This window comes from Ramlibacter henchirensis, assembly GCF_004682015.1.
GTDB lineage: Bacteria > Pseudomonadota > Gammaproteobacteria > Burkholderiales > Burkholderiaceae_C > Ramlibacter > Ramlibacter henchirensis.
On record NZ_SMLM01000003.1, the window covers coordinates 353551 to 372598 of the forward strand.

Annotated in this window: 11 protein-coding genes; 6 read left to right on the forward strand and 5 right to left on the reverse strand. The window is 68.6% G+C overall.

The genetic code is table 11. The features are described from left to right. The first annotated feature begins 55 nt into the window (after positions 1-55). Genes EZ313_RS19780 through EZ313_RS19805 form a run of 6 tightly spaced genes read left to right on the forward strand, consistent with a single transcriptional unit; the run spans position 56 to position 6617 of the window. Positions 56-1258, forward strand: a complete 1203-nt coding sequence (locus EZ313_RS19780) for an amino acid ABC transporter substrate-binding protein (RefSeq protein ID WP_135265030.1) — start codon at positions 56-58, stop codon at positions 1256-1258. 4 nt (positions 1259-1262) lie between these two features. Beyond that, positions 1263-2126: a branched-chain amino acid ABC transporter permease gene (locus EZ313_RS19785; protein WP_135265031.1), complete on the forward strand. Its 864-nt coding sequence runs from the start codon at positions 1263-1265 to the stop codon at positions 2124-2126. Beyond that, positions 2123-3904, forward strand: a complete 1782-nt coding sequence (locus EZ313_RS19790; protein ID WP_135265032.1) for a branched-chain amino acid ABC transporter ATP-binding protein/permease — start codon at positions 2123-2125, stop codon at positions 3902-3904. The genes EZ313_RS19785 and EZ313_RS19790 overlap by 4 nt, the downstream gene beginning before the upstream one ends. Continuing rightward, complete coding sequence (locus tag EZ313_RS19795) at positions 3897-4601, forward strand: ABC transporter ATP-binding protein (protein ID WP_135265033.1); 705 nt, start codon at positions 3897-3899, stop codon at positions 4599-4601. The genes EZ313_RS19790 and EZ313_RS19795 overlap by 8 nt, the downstream gene beginning before the upstream one ends. Positions 4602-4620: 19 nt before the next feature. Further along, positions 4621-5652 (forward strand): uroporphyrinogen decarboxylase family protein, encoded by a 1032-nt coding sequence (locus EZ313_RS19800; RefSeq protein WP_135265034.1) that lies wholly within the window; start codon positions 4621-4623, stop codon positions 5650-5652. Beyond that, the gene (locus EZ313_RS19805) at positions 5649-6617 is read left to right on the forward strand and encodes a Bug family tripartite tricarboxylate transporter substrate binding protein (protein WP_135265035.1); all 969 of its coding nucleotides are present in this window, start codon (positions 5649-5651) and stop codon (positions 6615-6617) included. Before EZ313_RS19800 ends, EZ313_RS19805 begins: the two co-directional genes overlap by 4 nt. On the opposite strand, the gene EZ313_RS19810 is transcribed toward EZ313_RS19805, so the two are convergent. The 5 genes from EZ313_RS19810 to EZ313_RS19830 form a co-directional block, all read right to left on the reverse strand. Beyond that, positions 6589-7326, reverse strand: a complete 738-nt coding sequence (locus tag EZ313_RS19810) for a Crp/Fnr family transcriptional regulator (RefSeq protein ID WP_135265036.1) — start codon at positions 7324-7326, stop codon at positions 6589-6591. The genes EZ313_RS19805 and EZ313_RS19810 overlap by 29 nt on opposite strands. Before the next feature lie 47 nt (positions 7327-7373). Next, the gene (locus tag EZ313_RS19815; protein WP_240788719.1) at positions 7374-8732 is read right to left on the reverse strand and encodes a TolC family outer membrane protein; all 1359 of its coding nucleotides are present in this window, start codon (positions 8730-8732) and stop codon (positions 7374-7376) included. 2 nt (positions 8733-8734) lie between these two features. Next, complete coding sequence (locus EZ313_RS19820; protein WP_135265037.1) at positions 8735-10087, reverse strand: HlyD family type I secretion periplasmic adaptor subunit; 1353 nt, start codon at positions 10085-10087, stop codon at positions 8735-8737. Positions 10088-10135: 48 nt separating this feature from the next. Then, on the reverse strand, positions 10136-11875 hold the full coding sequence (locus tag EZ313_RS19825; RefSeq protein ID WP_135265038.1) for a type I secretion system permease/ATPase: 1740 nt from the start codon (positions 11873-11875) through the stop codon (positions 10136-10138). Between the two features lie 110 nt (positions 11876-11985). Then, positions 11986-18657 (reverse strand): peroxidase family protein, encoded by a 6672-nt coding sequence (locus tag EZ313_RS19830; protein WP_135265039.1) that lies wholly within the window; start codon positions 18655-18657, stop codon positions 11986-11988. Positions 18658-19048 lie beyond the last annotated feature (391 nt).

Consider the following 19048-nt stretch of genomic DNA (forward strand, 5'->3'; position numbering starts at 1 on the left):
TCCACCGCTTCACACCGCGCGCCAGCGCTTGATAACGACCGAAAAGGAGACAGCCATGACCCACTCGCACAACGTGCCTCGCCGCACCGTCCTGGCGGCGGCCGCGCTCACCGCTGCCGCGCCGCTGGCTTTCGCGCAGCAGCCGCCGATCCGCATCGGCAGCACCCTGGCCCTGACCGGGCCGCTGTCCGCCACCGCGCAGGTGCACAAGCTGGTGGGCGACATCTACGTCGAGGACCTCAACCGCCGCGGCGGCCTGCTGGGCCGCAAGGTGGAATGGGTGCTGAAGGACGACCAGTCCAAGCCGGACCTGGCCCGCACGCTGTACGAGCAGCTCATCACCTCGGACAAGGTGGACCTGCTGATGGGGCCGTACGCCACCGGCGCAATCCTCTCCGCCATGGGCGTTGCGCAGCGCTACGAGAAGGTGCTGGTGCACCACACGCTGGGCGTGCCCTCGCTGGCCAAGTACGACAAGCAGTTCCCGGCCTGGTCGCTCGGCTCCGACCCGGCCAACACGACGACCAACACCGTGTTCGAGGCGCTGGCCAAGGGCCCCAAGCCGCCCAAGACCGTCGCGGTCGTCACGAGCAAGTTCCCGTCGATCCACTTCATGTCGATGGGCGCGCGCGAGACGATCAAGAAGCGCGGCCTGCAGGAAGTGCTGTTCCTCGAATGGGAGTTCGGCAACCGCGACTTCGGCCCGATCGCCAGCCGCATCAAGGACGCGAAGCCGGACTTCGTGTGGGTGGGCGCCATCGGCCTGGACGGCAACCTGCTGCTCGACGCGATGAAGAAGATCGACTACGCGCCGCCGCAGCACTTCTACCTCTACCCCGCGCCCGGCCCGCTGGTCACGCTGCCGGAGGCGCAGGGCGCGCTGTCGGTGACCATCTTCGAGGAGCACCCGCCCTTCAGCTCGCGCCCGAAGGCCCAGGAGTTCATCAAGACCTACCGCGAGCGCGCGGCCAAGGCCAACTTCCCCGACACCTCGGTCGAGGTGCAGGCCGCTGCTTCGTTCACCGCCTGGCAGATCCTGGAAACGGCGGTCAACGCCACCAAGGGGCTGGACGACAAGCAGATCGCCGAGTGGCTGAAGAAGAACAAGGTCGAGACCATCCAGGGCAACCTGCGCTTCGACGGCCCATCGAACTACGGCGACGACCTGATGCGCATCAAGCAGGTGCAGAACGGCAAATGGCAGGTGGTGTACCCGCCCGAGTTCGCAGCACCGGGCGCGAAGATGATCGCGCGCTGACCCGATGTCCTTCCCGAGCTGGACGCTGCTCGCGCAGTCGGTGCTGTCGGGCGTGTTCGCGGGCGCCCTCTACGGCTTGCTGGGGCTGGGCCTGGGCTTGTCGTGGGGGCTGCTGCGCACCATCAACCTGACGCACTTCGCCTTCGCGTTCCTCTCCGCGTACATCTGCTACCAGCTGGCGGTGGTGTCCAAGGTGGACCCGCTGCTCACGCTGGCGGGCATCGTGCCGCTGATGTTCGCGCTGGGCGCGGCGCTGCACTGGCTGACCGACCGCTTCCGGCTGTCACCGTTCAGCTCGCTGCTGCTCACGTTCGGCTTCATGGGCATCGCCGAGTCGGTGATGCAGACGATCTGGACGGCGGACCCGCGCAAGCTGGAGTCGCACTACGCCGAGATGAAGCTGCGGCTCGGCCCGCTGTTCCTGCCGATCCCGGAATTGCTGGCGCTTTTCCTGGCCGTGGCGATCTCGGTCGCGGTCTGGGCGGTGCTGCGCTACACGGACCTCGGCAAGGCGCTGCGCGCTTCGGCGGAAGATGCGCCCGTCGCCGCCGCCTTCGGCATCAACCAGCGCCGCAACGGCTACCTGCTCGCGGGCACCTGCGCTGCGCTGGCCGGCGTGGCGGGCGTGTGCATCGCGCTGTCCAGCAGCATCAGCCCGTCGCAGATGTACGCATGGGTGGGCGTGGTGTTCGCCGCCGTGATGCTCGGCGGCCTGGGCACCGCGCTCGGGCCGCTGGTGGCCGGCGTCATCATCGGCGTCAGTGAAGCGGTCACGATGGCCGTCACCTCGCCCTCATGGGCGCCGCTCGTGTCGTTCACGCTGCTGATCCTGATCCTGCTGTTGCGGCCGGGGCGCATCGGGCGATGAAGCTGCGCGCCGCTCCCGCAGCCGTCGCCGGCGCCGGCGTGCTGCTGGCCGTGCTGCCGTTCTTCCGGCTGCCGGCCTTCTACGAGTCGTTCCTGTACCTGGCGCTGTTCTGGATCGTGCTGGCCACGTCCTGGAACATCCTGTCGGGGTACGCGGGCTATTTCTCCTTCGGACACGGCGCGTTCTTCGGCGCGGGCGTGTACACGAGCGCGACGCTCGCAGCGAAATTCGAGTGGCCGTTCCTCTGGACGCTGCCCGTGGCCGCGCTCATCGCGGCGGCCATCGGCGTGGGCGTCGGCGCGGTGGCCTTCCGGGTGCGCGGCGTTCGGGGCGAGCTGTTCGCGCTGCTCACGCTGGCTGTCACGTTCGTCGTCGCCACCATCGTCGGCAACACGCCGATCGACGGCGGACCCGGCGTGTACCTCAACGCGGTGCCGGTCCCGAAGCTCGGCCCGACGCCGACCGGCAGCCTGTTCCTGATGATGCTGGCCGCGGCCGTGGTGACGTTGCTGATTTCCTGGGGGATCCGCCATTCGCGTTTCGGGGCGGGCCTGTTCGCGATCCACGACGACGAGGAAGCCGCGGAAGTGATGGGCGTGCCCACCTACCGCTGGAAGCTGGCGGCGCTGGCGGTTTCGTGCGCCCTGGCGGGATGGGCCGGCGGCATCCATGCGCTCTTCATTTCGTACGTCACGACGGCGGAGACGTTCAACCTGACCGTGCCGCTGACGGTGGTGCTCATGAGCATCCTGGGCGGGACGCGCCACTGGATCGGCCCGGCGATCGGGGCGGTGGCGATCACCTGCCTGCTGTTCGCCTTCACGGGCGGGGAATATGCGGTGCTGGGGAAGGGCGTGATCGGGTTGATCCTGGTGATCGGGATCCTGTTCATGCCGGAAGGGGTGATGGGGAAGTTGCGGCGCAGGATGCGGCCCGACGCATCGGCGCGTGCCCCCCTCCCAACCTCCCCCCAGAGGGGGGAGGAGCAAGGGAAGGTCCTCCCTCCCCCTCTGGGGGAGGGTTGGGGAGGGGGCACGCACGCTGCCCAAACGCCCCTGCTCCAGGTCAAAAACCTCTCCAAATCCTTCCGCGGCCTCAAGGCCCTCTCCAACGTCAGCCTCGAAGTCCGCCGCGGCGAGATCCTCGGCCTGCTGGGTCCTAACGGCTCGGGCAAGTCCACCTTCATCAATGTCGTCAGCGGCCATTACCTGCCCAACGGCGGCGAGGTGTGGCTCGAGGGGCGCAACATCGCGGGCCTGCCGGCGCACCAGATCGCGCGCGCCGGCATCGCGCGCACTTACCAGATCCCGCGGCCCTTCTCGCAGATGAGCGTGCTCGACAACGTGGCGATCGCCGCGATGTACGCGGGCCAGGGCCTGCGGTCGATGGAAGAGGGCCGCCGCGAGGCGCTGCAGTGGCTCGAATTCACGCACCTGGCCGGCAAGGCCAAGGTGCTGCCGGGCGAGCTCAACCTGCACCAGCGTAAGTTCCTCGAGCTGGCCCGTGCGCTTGCATCGAGGCCGAGGCTCGTGCTGCTCGACGAAGTGCTGTGCGGGCTCACGCCCACCGAGATCCAGTCCGCCGTCGCGCTGATCCGTCGCATCCGCGACCAGGGCACGACCATCGTGTTCGTGGAGCACGTGATGGACGCCGTGATGGCGCTGACGGATCGCATCGTCGTGTTCGACCAGGGCGCGATGCTGGCCGAAGGCGCGCCGCGCGAGGTGATGCAAAGCCCGGCGGTGATGAGCGCGTACCTGGGGGTGTCGCATGCTTGAACTGCAGCAGCTCACCGTGGCCTACGGCCAGGCGCGCGCGCTCTGGGACATTTCCATGCACGTGAAGCAGGGCGAGCTGCTCTGCGTCGTCGGGCCCAACGGCGCCGGCAAGACCACGCTGGTCAACACGCTGGCCGGCATCCTGCGCCCGGTGTCTGGGCGCATCGTGATGGAGGGCCGCGACATCACGCGGCTGGCCCCGCACCGGTTCTGCGAGGCCGGCATCGCGCTGGTGCCCGAGGGGCGGCGCCTCTTCGCCGGCATGACGGTGGCGGAGAACCTGGACATCGGCAGCTTCCTGCCGGCGGCGAAGAAGCGGCGGCGCGAGACGCTCGACGAAGTGCTGCAGCTCTTCCCGGCGCTCAAGGCCAGGCTCCCCGCGCCGGCGGGCGAGCTCTCCGGCGGGCAGCAGCAGATGGTGGCCATCGGCCGCGCGCTGATGGCGCGCCCGCGGCTGCTGCTGCTGGACGAGCCTTCGCTCGGCCTGTCGCCCATCGTCGTGGGCGACATGTTCGATGCCATCCGCAAGGTGAGCGCCGGCGGCATCACCATCGTGCTGGTCGAGCAGAACGTGTCGATGGCGATGCGCATCTCGCACCGTGCCTGCGTGCTCGAGCTGGGCCGCATCGTGGCCGAAGGCGTGCCGGAGGAGCTGATGAAACGGCCCGAGATCCGGCAGGCCTACCTGGGTGTCTGAATCAAAGGAGAAACCAAGCATGCTGTTCCCCACCACCATCGTCGGCAGCTATCCGCAACCGGAGTGGCTGATCGACCGCGCCAAGCTGGCCGGACGCTTCCCGCCGCGCGTGCGCGCGCGAGAGCTCTGGCGCCTGCAGGAGCCCTATCTCGCGCAGGCGCAGGACGACGCCACGCTGCTGGCCATCCGCTTCCAGGAAGAAGCGGGGCTGGACATCGTGTCCGACGGCGAGATCCGCCGCGAGAGCTACTCCAACCGCTTCGCCACCGCGCTGGAAGGCGTGGACCTGGACAACCCCGGCAGCGCGCTGGACCGGTCCGGCCATCCCAACCCGGTGCCGCGCATCGTGGGCAAGATCCGCCGCAAGCACGCGGTGGAAGTGGAGGACCTGAAGTTCCTCAAGCGCAACACCACGCGCAAGACCAAGATCACCGTGCCCGGTCCGTTCACCATGCTGCAGCAGGCGCAGAACGACTTCTACAAGTCCGAGGAAGAGGCCGCGGCCGACTACGCCGACGCGGTCAACGCCGAGATCAAGGACCTGTTCGCGGCCGGCGCCGACGTCGTGCAGATCGACGAGCCCTACATGCAGGCGCGCCCCGAGAAGGCCAGGCAGTACGGGCTGGCGGCGCTGAACCGCGCGCTGGACGGCGTGCAGGGCACGACCTGCGTGCACATCTGCTTCGGCTACGCGGCCATCATCCACGAGCGGCCGAGCGGCTACTCCTTCCTGCCCGAGCTGTCCGGCTGCCGCTGCAAGCAGGTCTCCATCGAGACGGCGCAATCGAACCTGGACACCAGCGTGCTCCAGCAGCTGGGCGGCAAGCAGGTGCTGGTCGGCTGCATCGACCTGTCGGACATGAACGTGGAGACGCCCGAGGTCGTGGCCGGCCGCATCCGCAAGGCGCTGAAGCACATCAAGCCCGAGCAGGTGATCCTCGCGCCCGACTGCGGCATGAAGTACCTGCCGCGCGAAGTGGCGCAGGGCAAGCTGCGCTCGATGGTGGAGGCCGCGCGCATGCTGCGGCAGGAGCACGGGGTGCGGCAATGAGCGGGTTTTCCACTTCGCGCCGCAGGCTGCTGGCTGCCGCGGCGGCGCTGCCCGCCGCGATGGCGCTGCCGGCGTTCGCGCAGGACGGCAACGTCCGCCTGATCGTGCCGTTCGGCGCGGGCACGACGACCGACATCGTCAGCCGCGTCGTGGCCGAGGGCCTGGGCCGCGCGCTGCAGCAGACCATCGTGGTCGAGAACCGCGCCGGCGCGGGCGGCGCCTCGGGCAGCGACCTGGTCGCCAAGGCGGCGCCGGATGGACGCACCATCGTCATGGGCACCGTGGGCACGCACGCCATCAACTCCTCGCTGTTCCGCAAGCTGCCGTACGACCCGCTCAAGGATTTCGCGCCGCTCGCTCTGGTGGGCTTCACGCCGACGCTGCTGGTCGTGGCCGCCGATTCGCCGGCGAAGTCCCTGCGCGACCTGGCGGCGCTCGCGGCGCGGCGGGAGGGCATCACCTTCGCTTCGGCCGGCAACGGCACCTCGGGCCACCTCGCGGGCGAGATGCTGGCGCAGCGGCTGGGCGGGCGGATGGTGCACGTGCCGTACAAGGAAGGCGGCATGGCGCTGACGTCCGTCATCGGCCGCCAGGTGGACTTCATGTTCTATCACCCGGCCGCGGTGAACCCGCAGATCCGGGCCGGCAAGCTGCGCGCCCTGGGCGCCAGCAGCGCTCAACGCAGCGCGGCGGCTCCTGACGTGCCCACGCTGCTGGAGCAGGGCGTGCGCGACTTCGACCTGGTTGCCTGGTTCATGCTGTATGCGCCGGCCGCGACGCCGGCCGCCACGCTGGACCGGCTGCGCCGTGCATCCACGACGGCCCTGGCCGACGCCGCCGCGAAGCTGCAGGAGCAGGGCGTGGAGCAGCGCCGGCTGCGCCCCGACGAACTCGCCGCCTTCAACAAGTCGGAGATCGACAAGTGGGGCGAGCTGGTCAGGCGCTCTGGAGCGCAGGTGGATTGACGGTCGGCCTCGCCGCCGACTTCAGCATCGCGGTGAACAGCTGCCGGTCGGTCTTGTAGCAGCTGCACGAGGCCGCCCTCAGCCCGCGGTGGTCCAGCACCGTCACCCGGCCGCGGCTGTAGTCGATCAGCCCGCCGCGCTGCATCTCCTTGGCCGCGGCCGTGATGCCGACGCGGCGCACGCCCAGCATCTGCGCCAGGAACTCCTGCGTGACATGGATGCTGCGCGAGCCGGCGCGGTCGTGCGTCATCAGCAGCCAGCGCGCGAGCCGGGGCGACAGCTGGTGCGTGTGCAGGCAGGCGCTGGAAGCGGCCATCTGCCGCAGGGTGACGTGCACGAACCGGTTCACGGCGGCCCGCAGTTCGGCGTTGCGAAGGATCTCGGCGTCGAAATCCTCCGCGTCCGCACGCAAGGCCGTGCCGCCCTCCTGCACGATGGCCGTCAGCGGCGCCGACGCGATGCCCAGCGCAAGCTGGATGCCGACCATGCCTTCGTGGCCGACCATGGCCACTTCGGCGCAGGGTTCGCGCTCGCAGGTGGCGAACAGGCAGACCAGGGCGTCGACCGGGAAGTAGACGTGCCGCGTGGGCGCGTCCGCTTCCTGCAGCAATTCGCCCAGCTCCAGTTCCACGGGCCGGCACATCGACTCCAGCAGCCGCGCCTCCTCCCGCGGGAGCAGGTCGATGAAGGTGTTGTGGGGGCTGACCATGGGGCTAGGCTCGCTGAATATCTCACCCAGGGCCCGTGCGAGCGGCTTCACCCGCCGGCCCTCACGGGTTTGAAGTAACTGGCCATCTCCACCAGGTCGGACATCTGCAGCACGCCGGCGGCAAAGCGCAGGCGAAGCAGGCTCAGCAGGTGGTTGTAGCGCGCCTGGGCGAGGGTGCGCCGGGCGTCGAACAGCTGCTGCTGAGCCTGCAGCACGTCCAGGTTGATGCGCTGGCCGCCGGCCACGCTGCGCCGCGTGGCTTCCACCAGCAGCGTCGCGGAATCCAGGGCGGCGCGGGCCGCATCCAGGCGCGCAACACTGCTGGCGGTGAGATCGAACTGCTTGCGCAACTCGATCAGCACTTCGTTGGTGGCGACATCCAGGTCCGCCTTGGCCTTTTCGGCGTTCGACTCGGCCTGCGCGACCGCGGCCGAGACCGCTCCGCCCGAATACAGCGGCACGTTGAGCTGCACGCCGACGCTGCGGATGTTGGCCTTCTGGTTGAAGGTGGTGATGCTCTCCGAATCGTTGCGGCCTGCGCTGGCCACCAAGTCGAGCCGGGGCAGGTGGCCGGCACGGTGCCTGTTGGCCTCTTCCTGCGCCACGTCGACCGCGTGCCGCCGCGCCTGGATCTCCGGGTTGGTGCTGAGGGCGATGCCGCGCCAGTCCGCGAATTCGCCCGGCACGAGCTGCTTGACCCGGAAATCGTCGGTCAAGGCATCCAGCTGCGAGACGTCCTGCCCCACGATGGCGCTCAGCGCATCGCGCGCGTTGCGGACGTTGTCGTTGGCCTCCAGCACCTGCGCGACGGCCAGGTCCAGCCGCGCCTGCGTTTCCACCACGTCCGTGCGCGTGCCTTCCCCGCGCAGGAACAGGCGCTGGTTGGTCCGCCGCTGCTCCGACAGCGCGTCGCGCTGCGCCACCGCGAGCGCCAGCTGGTCCTCCGCGTACTTGGCGAAGGTGTAGGCCGAGGCCAGGCGCACGATCAACTCCTGGCTGCGCCCGGCGAACTGCGCGTCGCTGCCCTTCGTCTGCGCCACGCCCTGGCGGTAGCGCGCCATGCCCTCCGGGTGGTACAGCGGCTGGCGCAGCTGGAGGTTGGCGGACAACGCGCTGTAGCGGCGGTGGTCGGTCGCCCCGCCGCCGACCCCGGTGTTGGTCACGTCCGCACGGTTTCGGGACGGCGCGTAGGTGGCCGCGATGCTGGGCAGCAGGTTGGACCTCCCCAGCACCGCGAACTGCTGCGCGGCCTCGTTCTCGTGCTGGGCCGACCGGTACACCGGGTCGTTCTTGACGGCGGCCTCGTAGGCTTCCACCAGGCTGATGGCGAACGAGGAGGGCGCCGCAACGGCCAGCAGCGCGGCGGCCGCTACCAGCCGCAGTTTGTTTTTCTTGGCGGTGCTCACGATCAGTCCTCCTTGAGCGCCATGCGGGCGTTGTCGATCATGGGCTTGAGCAGGTAGCTCATCATGGTCCGCTCGCCGGTCTTGACGAACATGTCCACCGGCATGCCGGGGCGGATCTGCAGCTGCGAAACCATCTTCATGCCCTCGGGCGCCACCTTGGCCTTCACGGCGTAGTAGGGCTGTCCCGTCTTCTCGTCCACCAGCCGGTCGGCCGAGACGTGGGTCACCACGCCGGGGATGTGGGGCGTGAGGTTCTGGTTGAACGCCGAGAAGATCAGCTCCACCTTCAGGTCGGGGTTCACCTTGTCGATCAGGTGCACGGGCAGCTGGCCGTCGACGACCAGCGGGTCGCCGCTGGGCACGATGTCCATCAGGCGGTAGCCCGCGGGCACCACGCCGCCGTTGGTGAACACGTTCATGGCCACCACGGTGCCGTCCACCGGGGCGCGGACGATGGTGTTGGTCACCTCATGGTCCAGGCCGGCCAGCTTGTTGGACAGCGCCTCGGCGTCCTTCTGGGCCTCCGACAGCTGCGTGCGCACCTCCTTCTGGTACTCCTGCTGCTTCTGCACGCGACGCATGCGGATCTCGGAGATCTGGCGGGCGCTGCGGCCGATGCTGCCGCTGTCCTCGGCGATCGAGGTGTTGATCTGCGCATAGAGCCGCTCCAGCTCCAGGAGGCGGTTGCGCGGCACGTAGCCGTCCCTGGCCAGGTCGCGCATGCCCTCGAGCTGCTCCTTGAGGAACTGCAGCTGCTCGCGCTTGCCCTGGCGCGATTCCTCCAGGCCCTGGTTCTGCAGGGTGAGCCCGATGATGTTTTCCTCCAGCGCCGCCATTTCGCTGCGCAGCGCGGACTGGCGCGTGGTGATGAGCTGGCGCTGGACGGTGATCATGGTCGCGATCCGCGGGTCGCCCTGCATGCGCAGCAAGTCGGCGGGGAAGGCGATGGTTCCGCGGCTGTCGCGCTCCGCGATGAGGCGGGCTTCGGCGGCGCGGGCGGCGAAGTACTGCACCCGGATCGCCTCCGCCGCCGCGCGCGGCTGCACGGCGTTCATGCGCACCAGCGGGTCGCCCGCCTTCACCACGTCGCCTTCCTTGACCAGGATCGATTCCACGGTGCCGCCCACCTGGTGCTGCACGGCCTTCTTGTTGGTGGCGACGGTCACGGTGCCGGTCAGCGGAACGCCCTTGTCAAGCGGCGCCAGCGAGGCCCACGCGCCGAAGCCGCCCAGGCCGGCCAGGATGACGGCCCAGCCCAGCCGCACGTGCTTGCGTGAATCGACGTCGACGACGGGGTTCGCCTTGAGCGCCGCGGTCTGGAGGGCCGCGAGTTCGTTGCTGGAAGGGTTCTTCATGATGGTCTCCTCACTCTCGATTGACGGATGAACGATGGCGGGCGGGCCTCAGCCCACTACGGGCGCCGTCCCGGTGCGGGCAGGCTGGGGCTGGCTCTTCTCGCGGGCGGTGGTCAGGTCGGTCAGGACCTTGGCCGTCGGGCCGAACATCGCCGTGGCGCCGGCGCGCAGGACGAGCAGCTTGCTGGTGACGCCCAGTGCGCTGGTGCGCTGCGTGATCAGCACCAGCGTCTTGCCGCGGTTGCGCAGGTCGACGATGGCATCCACCAGGGCTCGCTCGCCGACCTCGTCGAGGTTGGAGTTGGGCTCGTCCAGCACCAGCAGCGACGGGTCGTCGTACATGGCGCGGGCCAGGCCGATGCGCTGCTTCTGGCCGCCCGAGAGGCCGGCGCCACTGTCGCCCAGCGGTGTCTCGTAGCCCAGGGGGAACTGCAGGATCATCTCGTGCACCCCGGAGCGCTTGGCCGCCACCACCACCTTCTCGGAGTCGATCTCGCCGAAGCGCGCGATGTTCTCGGCGATGGTCCCGGCGAACAGCTCCACGTCCTGCGGCAGGTAGCCGATGGAGGGGCCGAGTTCGTCCTTGTTCCACAGGTAGACGTCGGCGCCGTCCAGGCGGACCGTGCCCACGCCGGCCGGCCACACGCCCACCAGCAGACGGGCCAGGGTGGACTTGCCCGCGCCGCTGGGGCCGATCACGCCGAGCACGTCGCCGGGTTCGAGCGCGAAATTGAGCTGGCGGACGGTGGGCGTGGTGACTCCCGGGGGCGCGGCGGTCACGCCTTCCACCGCGATGCGGCCCTGGGGCTTGGGCAGCGACATGCCGGTGCGGCGCTCGGGGTTGGCGGCCAGCAGCTGGTGCAGGCGGGACCACGCGCTGCGCGTGCCTTCCCAGTTGCGCCAGACGCCGATCAGCTGCTCGACCGGGCTCAGCGTGCGGCCCATGAGGATCGAGGCGACCACCATCATCCCGCCGGTCATCTTGCCGTCCAGCACCAGCATGGCGCCGAAGCCCAGGACCAGGGACTGCATCGACATCCGCACGAACTTGGCGAGCGAGGTGATGGCGCCCGCCCGCTCGCTGCCCTTGGCCTGCAGCATGAGGAAGCGCGTGTGCATCGCGAACCAGCGGTTCATCAGCTGCGGCAGCATCCCCATCGCCTCGATCGCCTCGGCGTTGCGAAGGTTGTTGGTGGCGAGGTTGTTGGCCGCGATCGAGACGGAGGTGGCCTCCGCGATCGGCTTGCGCGTCGCCGATTCGTTCAGCCAGGCCAGGCCGACCAGCACGATGGCGCCGCCGAGCGCGAACAGGCCGAGCGGGACGCTGAAGAAGAAGATGATCGCCAGGTACAGCGGGAACCAGGGCGCATCGAAGAACGCGAACAGGCCGTTGCCGGTGACGAACTGGCGCACCGACGTCAGGTCCTGCAGCGCCTGTCCGGCGTTGCCGCCCGCCTGCTTCAGGTTCTGCTCGAAGGCGGCCGTGTAGATGCGCTTGTTCAGCCGCATGTCCAGCTGGGCGCCCACGCGCACCAGCACGAAGCTGCGGACGAACTCCAGGGCGGCCATGAAGAACAGGGCGCCCAGGATCATCACGGTCAGCATCACCAGGGTGGTCTGGTTGCGGCTGGCCAGCACGCGGTCGTACACCTGCAGCATGTAGATGGAGGGCGCCAGCACGGTGATGTTGATCACCGCGCTGAAGAAGGCGACCGTCCAGAACGCGCCCTTGAACTCCGACAGCGCCTGGGCGACCTCGCTCCTGCGCTGGGCGGTTGCGGTTTTCATGAATCTCTCTCCTCGGGGCAATGAAGGGGACCCCGGGCCGGCTCGGCCCGGTGCCTGGAAAACGAAAACAAAGGGGAACTGCCCGGCGGCGCGCCGCCGGGCAGCGGCTGTCAGCCGATCACGTCGGCCGCCTGCAGCGTCGTGACTCCGATCAGCGCGACCTGCATGTCCGTCGTCAGGCCGTTGGCCCCGCCGACGTTGCCCTGCATGACCGAGCCGGTCGTCCCGACGCCTGGCGTGGGCTCGTTGTGGTAGCGCAGCTGTGCGTTGGCCGTGAAGCCGGCGCCGCTCGTGGTGCTGAACGTGAAGTTCTGGTCCCCTGCCACCGCCGTGTTGGCGTCGATGGTGGTGAAGTCCAGCTTGTCGGTTCCGCTCGTGAAGTCGTTGACGCGGTCGCGCAGCAGGGGCGCTTCGTTCGGGATCTCGGCGGTCGAGTTGAAGTCGAACGTGTCGATGCCCGTGCCGCCCGTCGAGATGTCGGACCCCAGCCCGCCCGTCAGCGTGTCGGTGCCGGCGCCGCCGTTCAGCGTGTCGTTGCCGTCCTGCCCCTGCAGGTTGTCGTTGTCGCCACCGCCGTTCAGCGTGTCGTTGCCCGTGCCGCCCAGCAGCGTGTCGTTGCCGGCGTCGCCATTCAGGACGTCGTTGCCGCCCAGCCCGTTCAGCGTGTCGGCGCCGTCGCCGCCGTTCAGGGTGTCGGCCCCGGCCCCGCCGGTGATGGTGTCGTTGCCGCCGTTGCCGGAGATGACGTTGCCGTTGGCATTGCCGATGATCGTGTCGGCGCCGCTGCCGCCCGTGAGGTTGTTGATGCTGGTGATGACATCGCTGGTGGCTGCCGTGGCGCCGCTGCCGCCCACCACCGCGCCGGCGTTCAGCGTCACGTTCAGGCCGGTCGTGTTGGCCGAGTAGTTGACCGTGTTGCTGCCGCCCAGCCCGTCGATCGTGTCCCGGGCGTTGTCGTTCGTCATGATGAAGGTGTCCGCGCCCGCACCGCCGGTCAGCACGTTGGAGCCCGCGCCGTCGGTCATGGTGTCGCCGCCGGAGCTGCCCGTGATGTTCTCCACGCCGGACAAGGTGTCGCTTCCCGTGGCACCGCTGGTGGAGGTCCCCGTCGGCGTCGAGAGGTTCACCGTGGCCCCCGCGGTCGTGCCGGCAAGCGTGTAGAGGTCGGTGCCATCACCCCCGATGTAGGTGTCGTTGCCGTCCGTGGCGCCCACCGCGCCGCTCGCGACCAGGGTGTCGTTGCCCGCGCCGCCGTCCACCAGGTCGACACCGGTCCCGCCGTTCAGCGTGTCGGCGCCGGCGCCGCCGTTGAGCGTGTCGTTGCCCCCCAGTCCGTTCAGCGTGTCGTTGCCGTCGCCGCCCGAGAGGTTGTCGGTTCCGCCCCCGCCCGTGAGGGTGTCGTTGCCCCCGCCACCCACGAGGGTGTTGCCGTTGTTGTTCCCGGTGATCGTGTCGCTGCCGGTCCCGCCGGTGAAGTTGTTGATGTTCGTGATCTGGTCGGTGTTCCCCGTCAGCCCGCTCAGGGTTCCGCTGCCGATCACCTCGGTGTTGGTGCCCGTCAGCGTGACGCTCAGGTTGGCCGCCGAGGCGGAGTAGTCGATCGTGTTGCTGCCGCCAAGGCCGTTGATCGTGTCGCGGGTGTTGTCGTTCGTCATGACGAACGTGTCCGCACCTGCGCCGCCGGTCAGCACGTTGGTGCCAACGCCGTCCGTGATGGTGTCGCCGCCCTGGCTGCCGGTCACGTTCTCGATCGCGTTCAGCGTGTCGGTGCCCGTCTCCGTGCTGGTCGAGGAGTTGGCGGTCAGGTTGACGTTGGCGCCGGCGGCGGTGGCCGCCAGGCTGTACGCGTCCGTGCCGCCGCCGCCGCGCAGGATGTCGTTGCCGTCGCCCACGGTGGCCAGCAGCGTGTCGTTGCCGGCATTCCCCTCGACGATGTCGTTGCCGGCGCCGCCGGTGAGCGAGTCGCCGCCGTTGCCGCCTTCGAGCACGTCGTTGCCCAGGCCACCGTTGATCGTGTCGGCGCCGCCGAGGCCCAGCAGGATGTCGCTGCCCGCCGTGCCCGTCATGCTGTTGGCCAGCCCGTCTCCGATCATCGCGGTCTGGGCCGAGACGACCTGCTGCGTTCCGAACGCATCGGTGTAGGTGGTGACCACCCGCGTCGTGATGTTGGACAGGGTGCCCGTCGTGGCGCTGGTGGCGCCGGCAATGTCGACCCAGTTGCCCGTGGCGGTGTCCAGCTGCTGCCACTGGAGGGTGCCTGCCGGCCCGGTCCCCAGGTCCTCGTCCACGACGGTGTTCGTGGCCGTCAGCGTGGCGTTGGTGTCCGTCGTCGTCCAGCTCGTGATGTTCACCCCGCCGGTGGCGGCATCGTCCGCGTTGGTGACGGTCACCGCGATGGCCTGCGTATCCGACAGCACACCGTCCGTCACCCGCACCACCACGTCGTAGACGTTGTTCAGCCCGACGTCGGCCGCCGCCTCGAAGTTGGGCGCCGCGACGAAGGACAGCGTGCCGACGAGGGAGTCGATCACGAAGCGGTCGGCGTCCGCGCCTTCGAGCGAGAACAGGTACAGCGCTTCCGGATCCTGGTTGGCCAGCGTTACCGTCGTCACCGCCTGGGTGTTCTCGGCGACGGTGAACGCGCCCGGCGTGGAGATGGCCAGCCCGAGCTGCACCATGCGGTCGAGGAACTGCAGCTGCTCGATGTTGCGCAGCGTGTCGGTGCCGTCGCTCGACGCTCCCGCCGCCGGAGCGATGTGCGTGACCGTGACGATGCCGTCGGCGGCCTGGTCGACCAGGTACTCCTCGAAGCTGCCGTTGTAGACGGCGGTGTCGACCGCCAGCGAGTCGGCCTCGGACTGCAGGATCTCGCGAACGATGCTCAGTTGCGCCGGGTTGATCTCGCGGGTGAGCATCCGGTCGCGGATCTCGTCCATGCTGTCGACGCTGAAGTCGGCCTCCGCCCCTCCTTCCGGCATGTCGACCGCGATGCGCACGTTCAGCCACGCGTCGCCGTCGATGATGTCGTCGCCCAGGTTGCCGGTGATGGTGTCGCTGCCGCCGCCGCCGAGCAGGATCTCGGCGCCGAGGGTGACGTCGATGATGGTCGTGTCCGGCGCCAGCGCGCTCACCGCCGCATCCGTCGTCCCGAGCAGCTCTGCCAGGCCGTCGATCAGCCCGACGTTGCCGGCCTTCAGGGCGCTGGAGTCGGTCGGGGCCTCCACGCCGTCGCCGCCGACTTCGGCTCTCAGGATCGCCGCACCGGTCAGGACGTCGTCGTGGTTCCATCCGGACAGGCCTTCGACGGAATCGAAGCGGTCGCGCAGGATGAAGTTCGGGTCCGTCGTGAAGATGGGAACGCCCAGGTCGGAGTTGGCGCCGGTCGGGTCGTCCTTGTGGATCGCCCAGTCGAAGCCGAACATGCCGTTGCTTCGCGTGATGCCGGTGTTCTGGACCATGATGTCGTCACCCGACTCGCCGTCGTAGTCGGTGTCGTTGCCCTGGCCGTTGAGCACGTCGTGGCCGACGATCGTGCTGTTGAAGAACAGCTCGGAGTTGTCCCCTGCGATCCCGTCGAAGCCTTCTCCGCCCTCGATCCAGTCGTTGCCCTCGTTGCCCATCAGCACATCGGGGCCGTTGCCGCCCAGGACGAAGTCGTCGCCCGTGCCGGCGAACACCTCGCTGAAGTCCTGCCCGGTGAAGATGAAGTCGTTGTCCGCGCCGCCGAACAGCAGGTCGTTGCCCGGCCCGCCGCCGATCACGTCGTTGCCGTTGTCGCCGCGCAGGAAGTCGGCGGCCCCGGGCTCGGTGCCGCGGTCCTGGATGATGTCGTCGCCGTCGCCGCCGAAGATGTGGTCGGGCGAGTCGCCGCCGTCGATGAAGTCGTCGCCGCCGTCGCCCCAGAGGGTGTCGAGGCCGCGGCCGCCGGTCAGGATGTCGTTGAACTGCGTGCCGCCCAGGACGACGTGGTCGCCGCCGGTGAAGTTGTAGCTCAGCATGCCGTCGTATTCCATGACGCCGTCGCCGTTCTTGTCCAGGCGGGCGTCGTATTCGCCGGCCTCGACGACGCCGTCACCGTCCGCGTCCGCCGTCGCGCGCTGGACCAGCGGGCTGAGCATGTCCAGCAGGAGATCGCCGTGCAGCGGATCGCCGTTCATCGTCAAGCCGTCGGGGCCGAGGATGCCGGTGCGCTGGTTGTCCTGGTCCATCTCCAGCGTGTAGTTCGGGGTGACGAACAAATGGCCGGGCAGGTGCGCGGTGGTGCCTTCTTCGCCCAGGTCGCTGTTTCGCATCACCATCGCGGCGAACGTGTTGGGTTCGAGTTGGTTGAGCAGGTTCAGGCCCTGCGTGCGGCTCAGGTAGTAGAAGCGGTCGCCGTTCTGCAGGTTTTCCAGCTGGGACTCGAATACGAAGTTGAAGGTCGGGCCCAACATGCCGCCGAACTCGGTCGTGGACTCGGCCAGGCCGCCGATCCAGAAGTCGATCTTGTCGACGCCGCCGTTGTCGGTGGCGTACTCGCCGGTGCTGTTCAGGAAGGCGGTGCGGTCCGCCATCCACGCCTGGATCTGGGCGGGATCGGTCAGCCCGTGCGTGCCGAACACCAGGTCCATCGCGGCGTCGCGCTTGGCTTCGACCGTCGCCGCCGAGGTGATGGAATCGTGCTGCCCGTAGGCCGCGATGAAGTTGACCACGGAGAGCGGGTTCTTCAGGTGCGGTGCGAGGTCGATCCAGCTGGTGTAGGGCTCGTACTGGAGGTCGCCCGTCATCTCGTAGAACTGCTCGCGCGCCTCGTTGAAGGTGGGCATGGCCGTCTCGCGGGCGCGGGTCATGTTGATCGTCGCCAGGTCCAGCGGCAGGCCGAGCAGGTTGTTGCGCAGCGCCTCGGTCACGAACTCGTCGATCTCGTTGCCGACCTGCGAGGACATGCCCAGCATGATCCCGGAGATGGCGCCGGCTACATCGACAGGGATGGGATTGCCGTTGGCGTCGACTCCCATGTTGAACTCCACCGGGTTCAGGAATGCCTGGATCAGCCCGATGTCGTACTCGCCCATGGTCGCGGCGTTGGTGCGATCGACGGTCTCCGTCAGCATCGAATGGCCGAAGCGGTAGACGACGTTGGCGAACTCCTCGACGATGGCCGGGTCGAGATCGGCCGAGTTCTGGAAGATGAACGGGTCGATCTGGGGCGACACCGCGCGGGCGAACTCCTCGAACACCATGTGCTGGTACTGCATCTCGGTGACGAAGCGGCCGGCCTGGAACAGGCGCTCGCCGTCCCAGGTGGCGCCGGCCGCCACTTCCTGGCCGAGCGCGGCCCATTGCTCGGCCGTGCGCGGGCCCGTGCCCAGGTCGGTCGTGAGCCATTCGTTCAGGAACGCCACGTCCTGCTTGGCGATCGCGTCGGCGATCAGCGTTTCCTTGTACTGGTCCACCAGCCGGTTGTGCTCGGAGTGGAAGACCGAGTGGATGGCCGTCAGGCCGATGTTCTCGTTGCCGCGGCCATCGCCGGTGATGAAGTGCCGGCCCAGCATCTCGTCGTCGTAGGTGAGCCGGTTGCCGTCGTCGCCCGTGCCGGGATCCGTGTCCGCGGTCTGCGCCACGAGGTCGTTCGTCGTCATGGGATTGCCGTCGAGATCGACCATGGCAGGCGCGGCGTGGTGCGCGATGTCGTCCAGGAAGGCGTGGTTGGTGCGGACCGCATTCGTGGGCACCAGGGTCCCCAGGCCGCCGTTTGCGGTCGGATCGGCCTCCACCAGTTCGAGCCGGGCCTCGCTCGTGACCGGATCCACGACCTGTGTCACGAACTGCACGTAGCCGTTGTCGCCCCGAAGGTACTCACCGTAGCGGTCCGTTGCCAGCAGGGGCACGTTGAACACGTCCTGGTCGGTCAGCTGCACGCCCAGCAAGTCGGCTGCCTGCGCTTTCACCTCGGTCCAGTTGGCGGCCCCGTACTGGCCTTCGAGCAGGGCGCCCGTGGCGACCGTGTTGCCGGTTGCGTCGGTCGTGTACTCGCGCAGGAACACCTGGTGCGAGGGGTGCGAGGTGTAGGTCTGGTTCTGGTCGACGAAGGGCGTCGTGGTGTTGACGTGGCCGTCGTCCGCCGTACCGGCGATGCCGTCGGCGCCCGGATCATCGGTGGCCCGCGTGAGGACCATGAAGTTGGTGCGGCTGCCCGCCACATACAGCGGGTCGTCCGGCTGCAACGGCACGAACACGGTGCCGCCGCCCTTGGTGATGAGGTCCAGGCCGTGGTCGAAGAACTGGCCGAACAGCGTCATCACGCCGTTGAACGGAGGCGACAGGCCGACGTCGGGCGACTGGTTGGGGATGAAGAGCGTGCCGTTCTCGGAGACCTGCACTTCCTCGAGGCCCGGGAACGTGGCTTCGCCCGCCCGGTCCTCCGCAGCCTGCACCGCGGCCGGGTTGCTTGCCGTCTGGTCGACGATCAGGTTGCTGATGATGCGCGGCTCCGGATCGACGTACAGGTTGGTGGTGCCCGGCATCGGCGTGACGTACTGCGGCAGCAGCGTGCCGGTGGTCAGCCGGGGCATCACCTGGTCGGCCGACCCGTATAGCTGCTGGCCCGGCAGCAGGTTGTTCCAGGTGCCATCCACCGTGCGCAATCCGAAGGGCGCCAGCGGGTTCACCGCGTCGCGCAACGCATCGCCGTTGACGGTCCCATCGGGATTGGTGGTCTCCTCCGCGATCTTGATCTGGTTGAGGATGAAGAGCAGGTCCTCGGTCGTCACGAAGAAGTCGTACTGCAGGGGGGTCGCCATGGTGTTTTCCTCCGGGGTGGTGGTGTGGCGGGACTCGCGGTTTTGTTCGCGAGGGGACTTACGGCTTCATGGTGGAAGTGACCGACCTCACCAGCAATCCTCAGTTCTGGTGCATCGCTTCTGATGATGCGGATCAAGTCGCGCGCAGTTTTTTGCGACGCGTCTCCAAGTTCTGAAAGCGCGCCGGATGTTTACTCGCGTGTCGCGTGTGTTCGTCCCACAGCCGTTGGCGAGTCACGCCACGAAGCTATGAAAGCGATAGCAATATGGCTGAGCCAAGAACGCCGTGCAGGTATCGAAACGGTCAGCGCCGCGCAGCGGCTTCGCGATCTTCCCGGCCTTGAGATAACAAGCTGCGTGAGACGTAATGATTCGATTCGGCGCAACGGTT

Coding starts and splice junctions, on each gene's coding strand:
- EZ313_RS19820 (WP_135265037.1), bottom strand. CDS start 10,087: ATGAAGAACCCTTCCAGCAACGAACTCGCGGCCCTCCAGACCGCGGCG.
- EZ313_RS19825 (WP_135265038.1), bottom strand. CDS start 11,875: ATGAAAACCGCAACCGCCCAGCGCAGGAGCGAGGTCGCCCAGGCGCTG.
- EZ313_RS19790 (WP_135265032.1), top strand. CDS start 2,123: ATGAAGCTGCGCGCCGCTCCCGCAGCCGTCGCCGGCGCCGGCGTGCTG.
- EZ313_RS19830 (WP_135265039.1), bottom strand. CDS start 18,657: ATGGCGACCCCCCTGCAGTACGACTTCTTCGTGACGACCGAGGACCTG.
- EZ313_RS19810 (WP_135265036.1), bottom strand. CDS start 7,326: ATGGTCAGCCCCCACAACACCTTCATCGACCTGCTCCCGCGGGAGGAG.
- EZ313_RS19800 (WP_135265034.1), top strand. CDS start 4,621: ATGCTGTTCCCCACCACCATCGTCGGCAGCTATCCGCAACCGGAGTGG.
- EZ313_RS19780 (WP_135265030.1), top strand. CDS start 56: ATGACCCACTCGCACAACGTGCCTCGCCGCACCGTCCTGGCGGCGGCC.
- EZ313_RS19785 (WP_135265031.1), top strand. CDS start 1,263: ATGTCCTTCCCGAGCTGGACGCTGCTCGCGCAGTCGGTGCTGTCGGGC.
- EZ313_RS19805 (WP_135265035.1), top strand. CDS start 5,649: ATGAGCGGGTTTTCCACTTCGCGCCGCAGGCTGCTGGCTGCCGCGGCG.
- EZ313_RS19795 (WP_135265033.1), top strand. CDS start 3,897: ATGCTTGAACTGCAGCAGCTCACCGTGGCCTACGGCCAGGCGCGCGCG.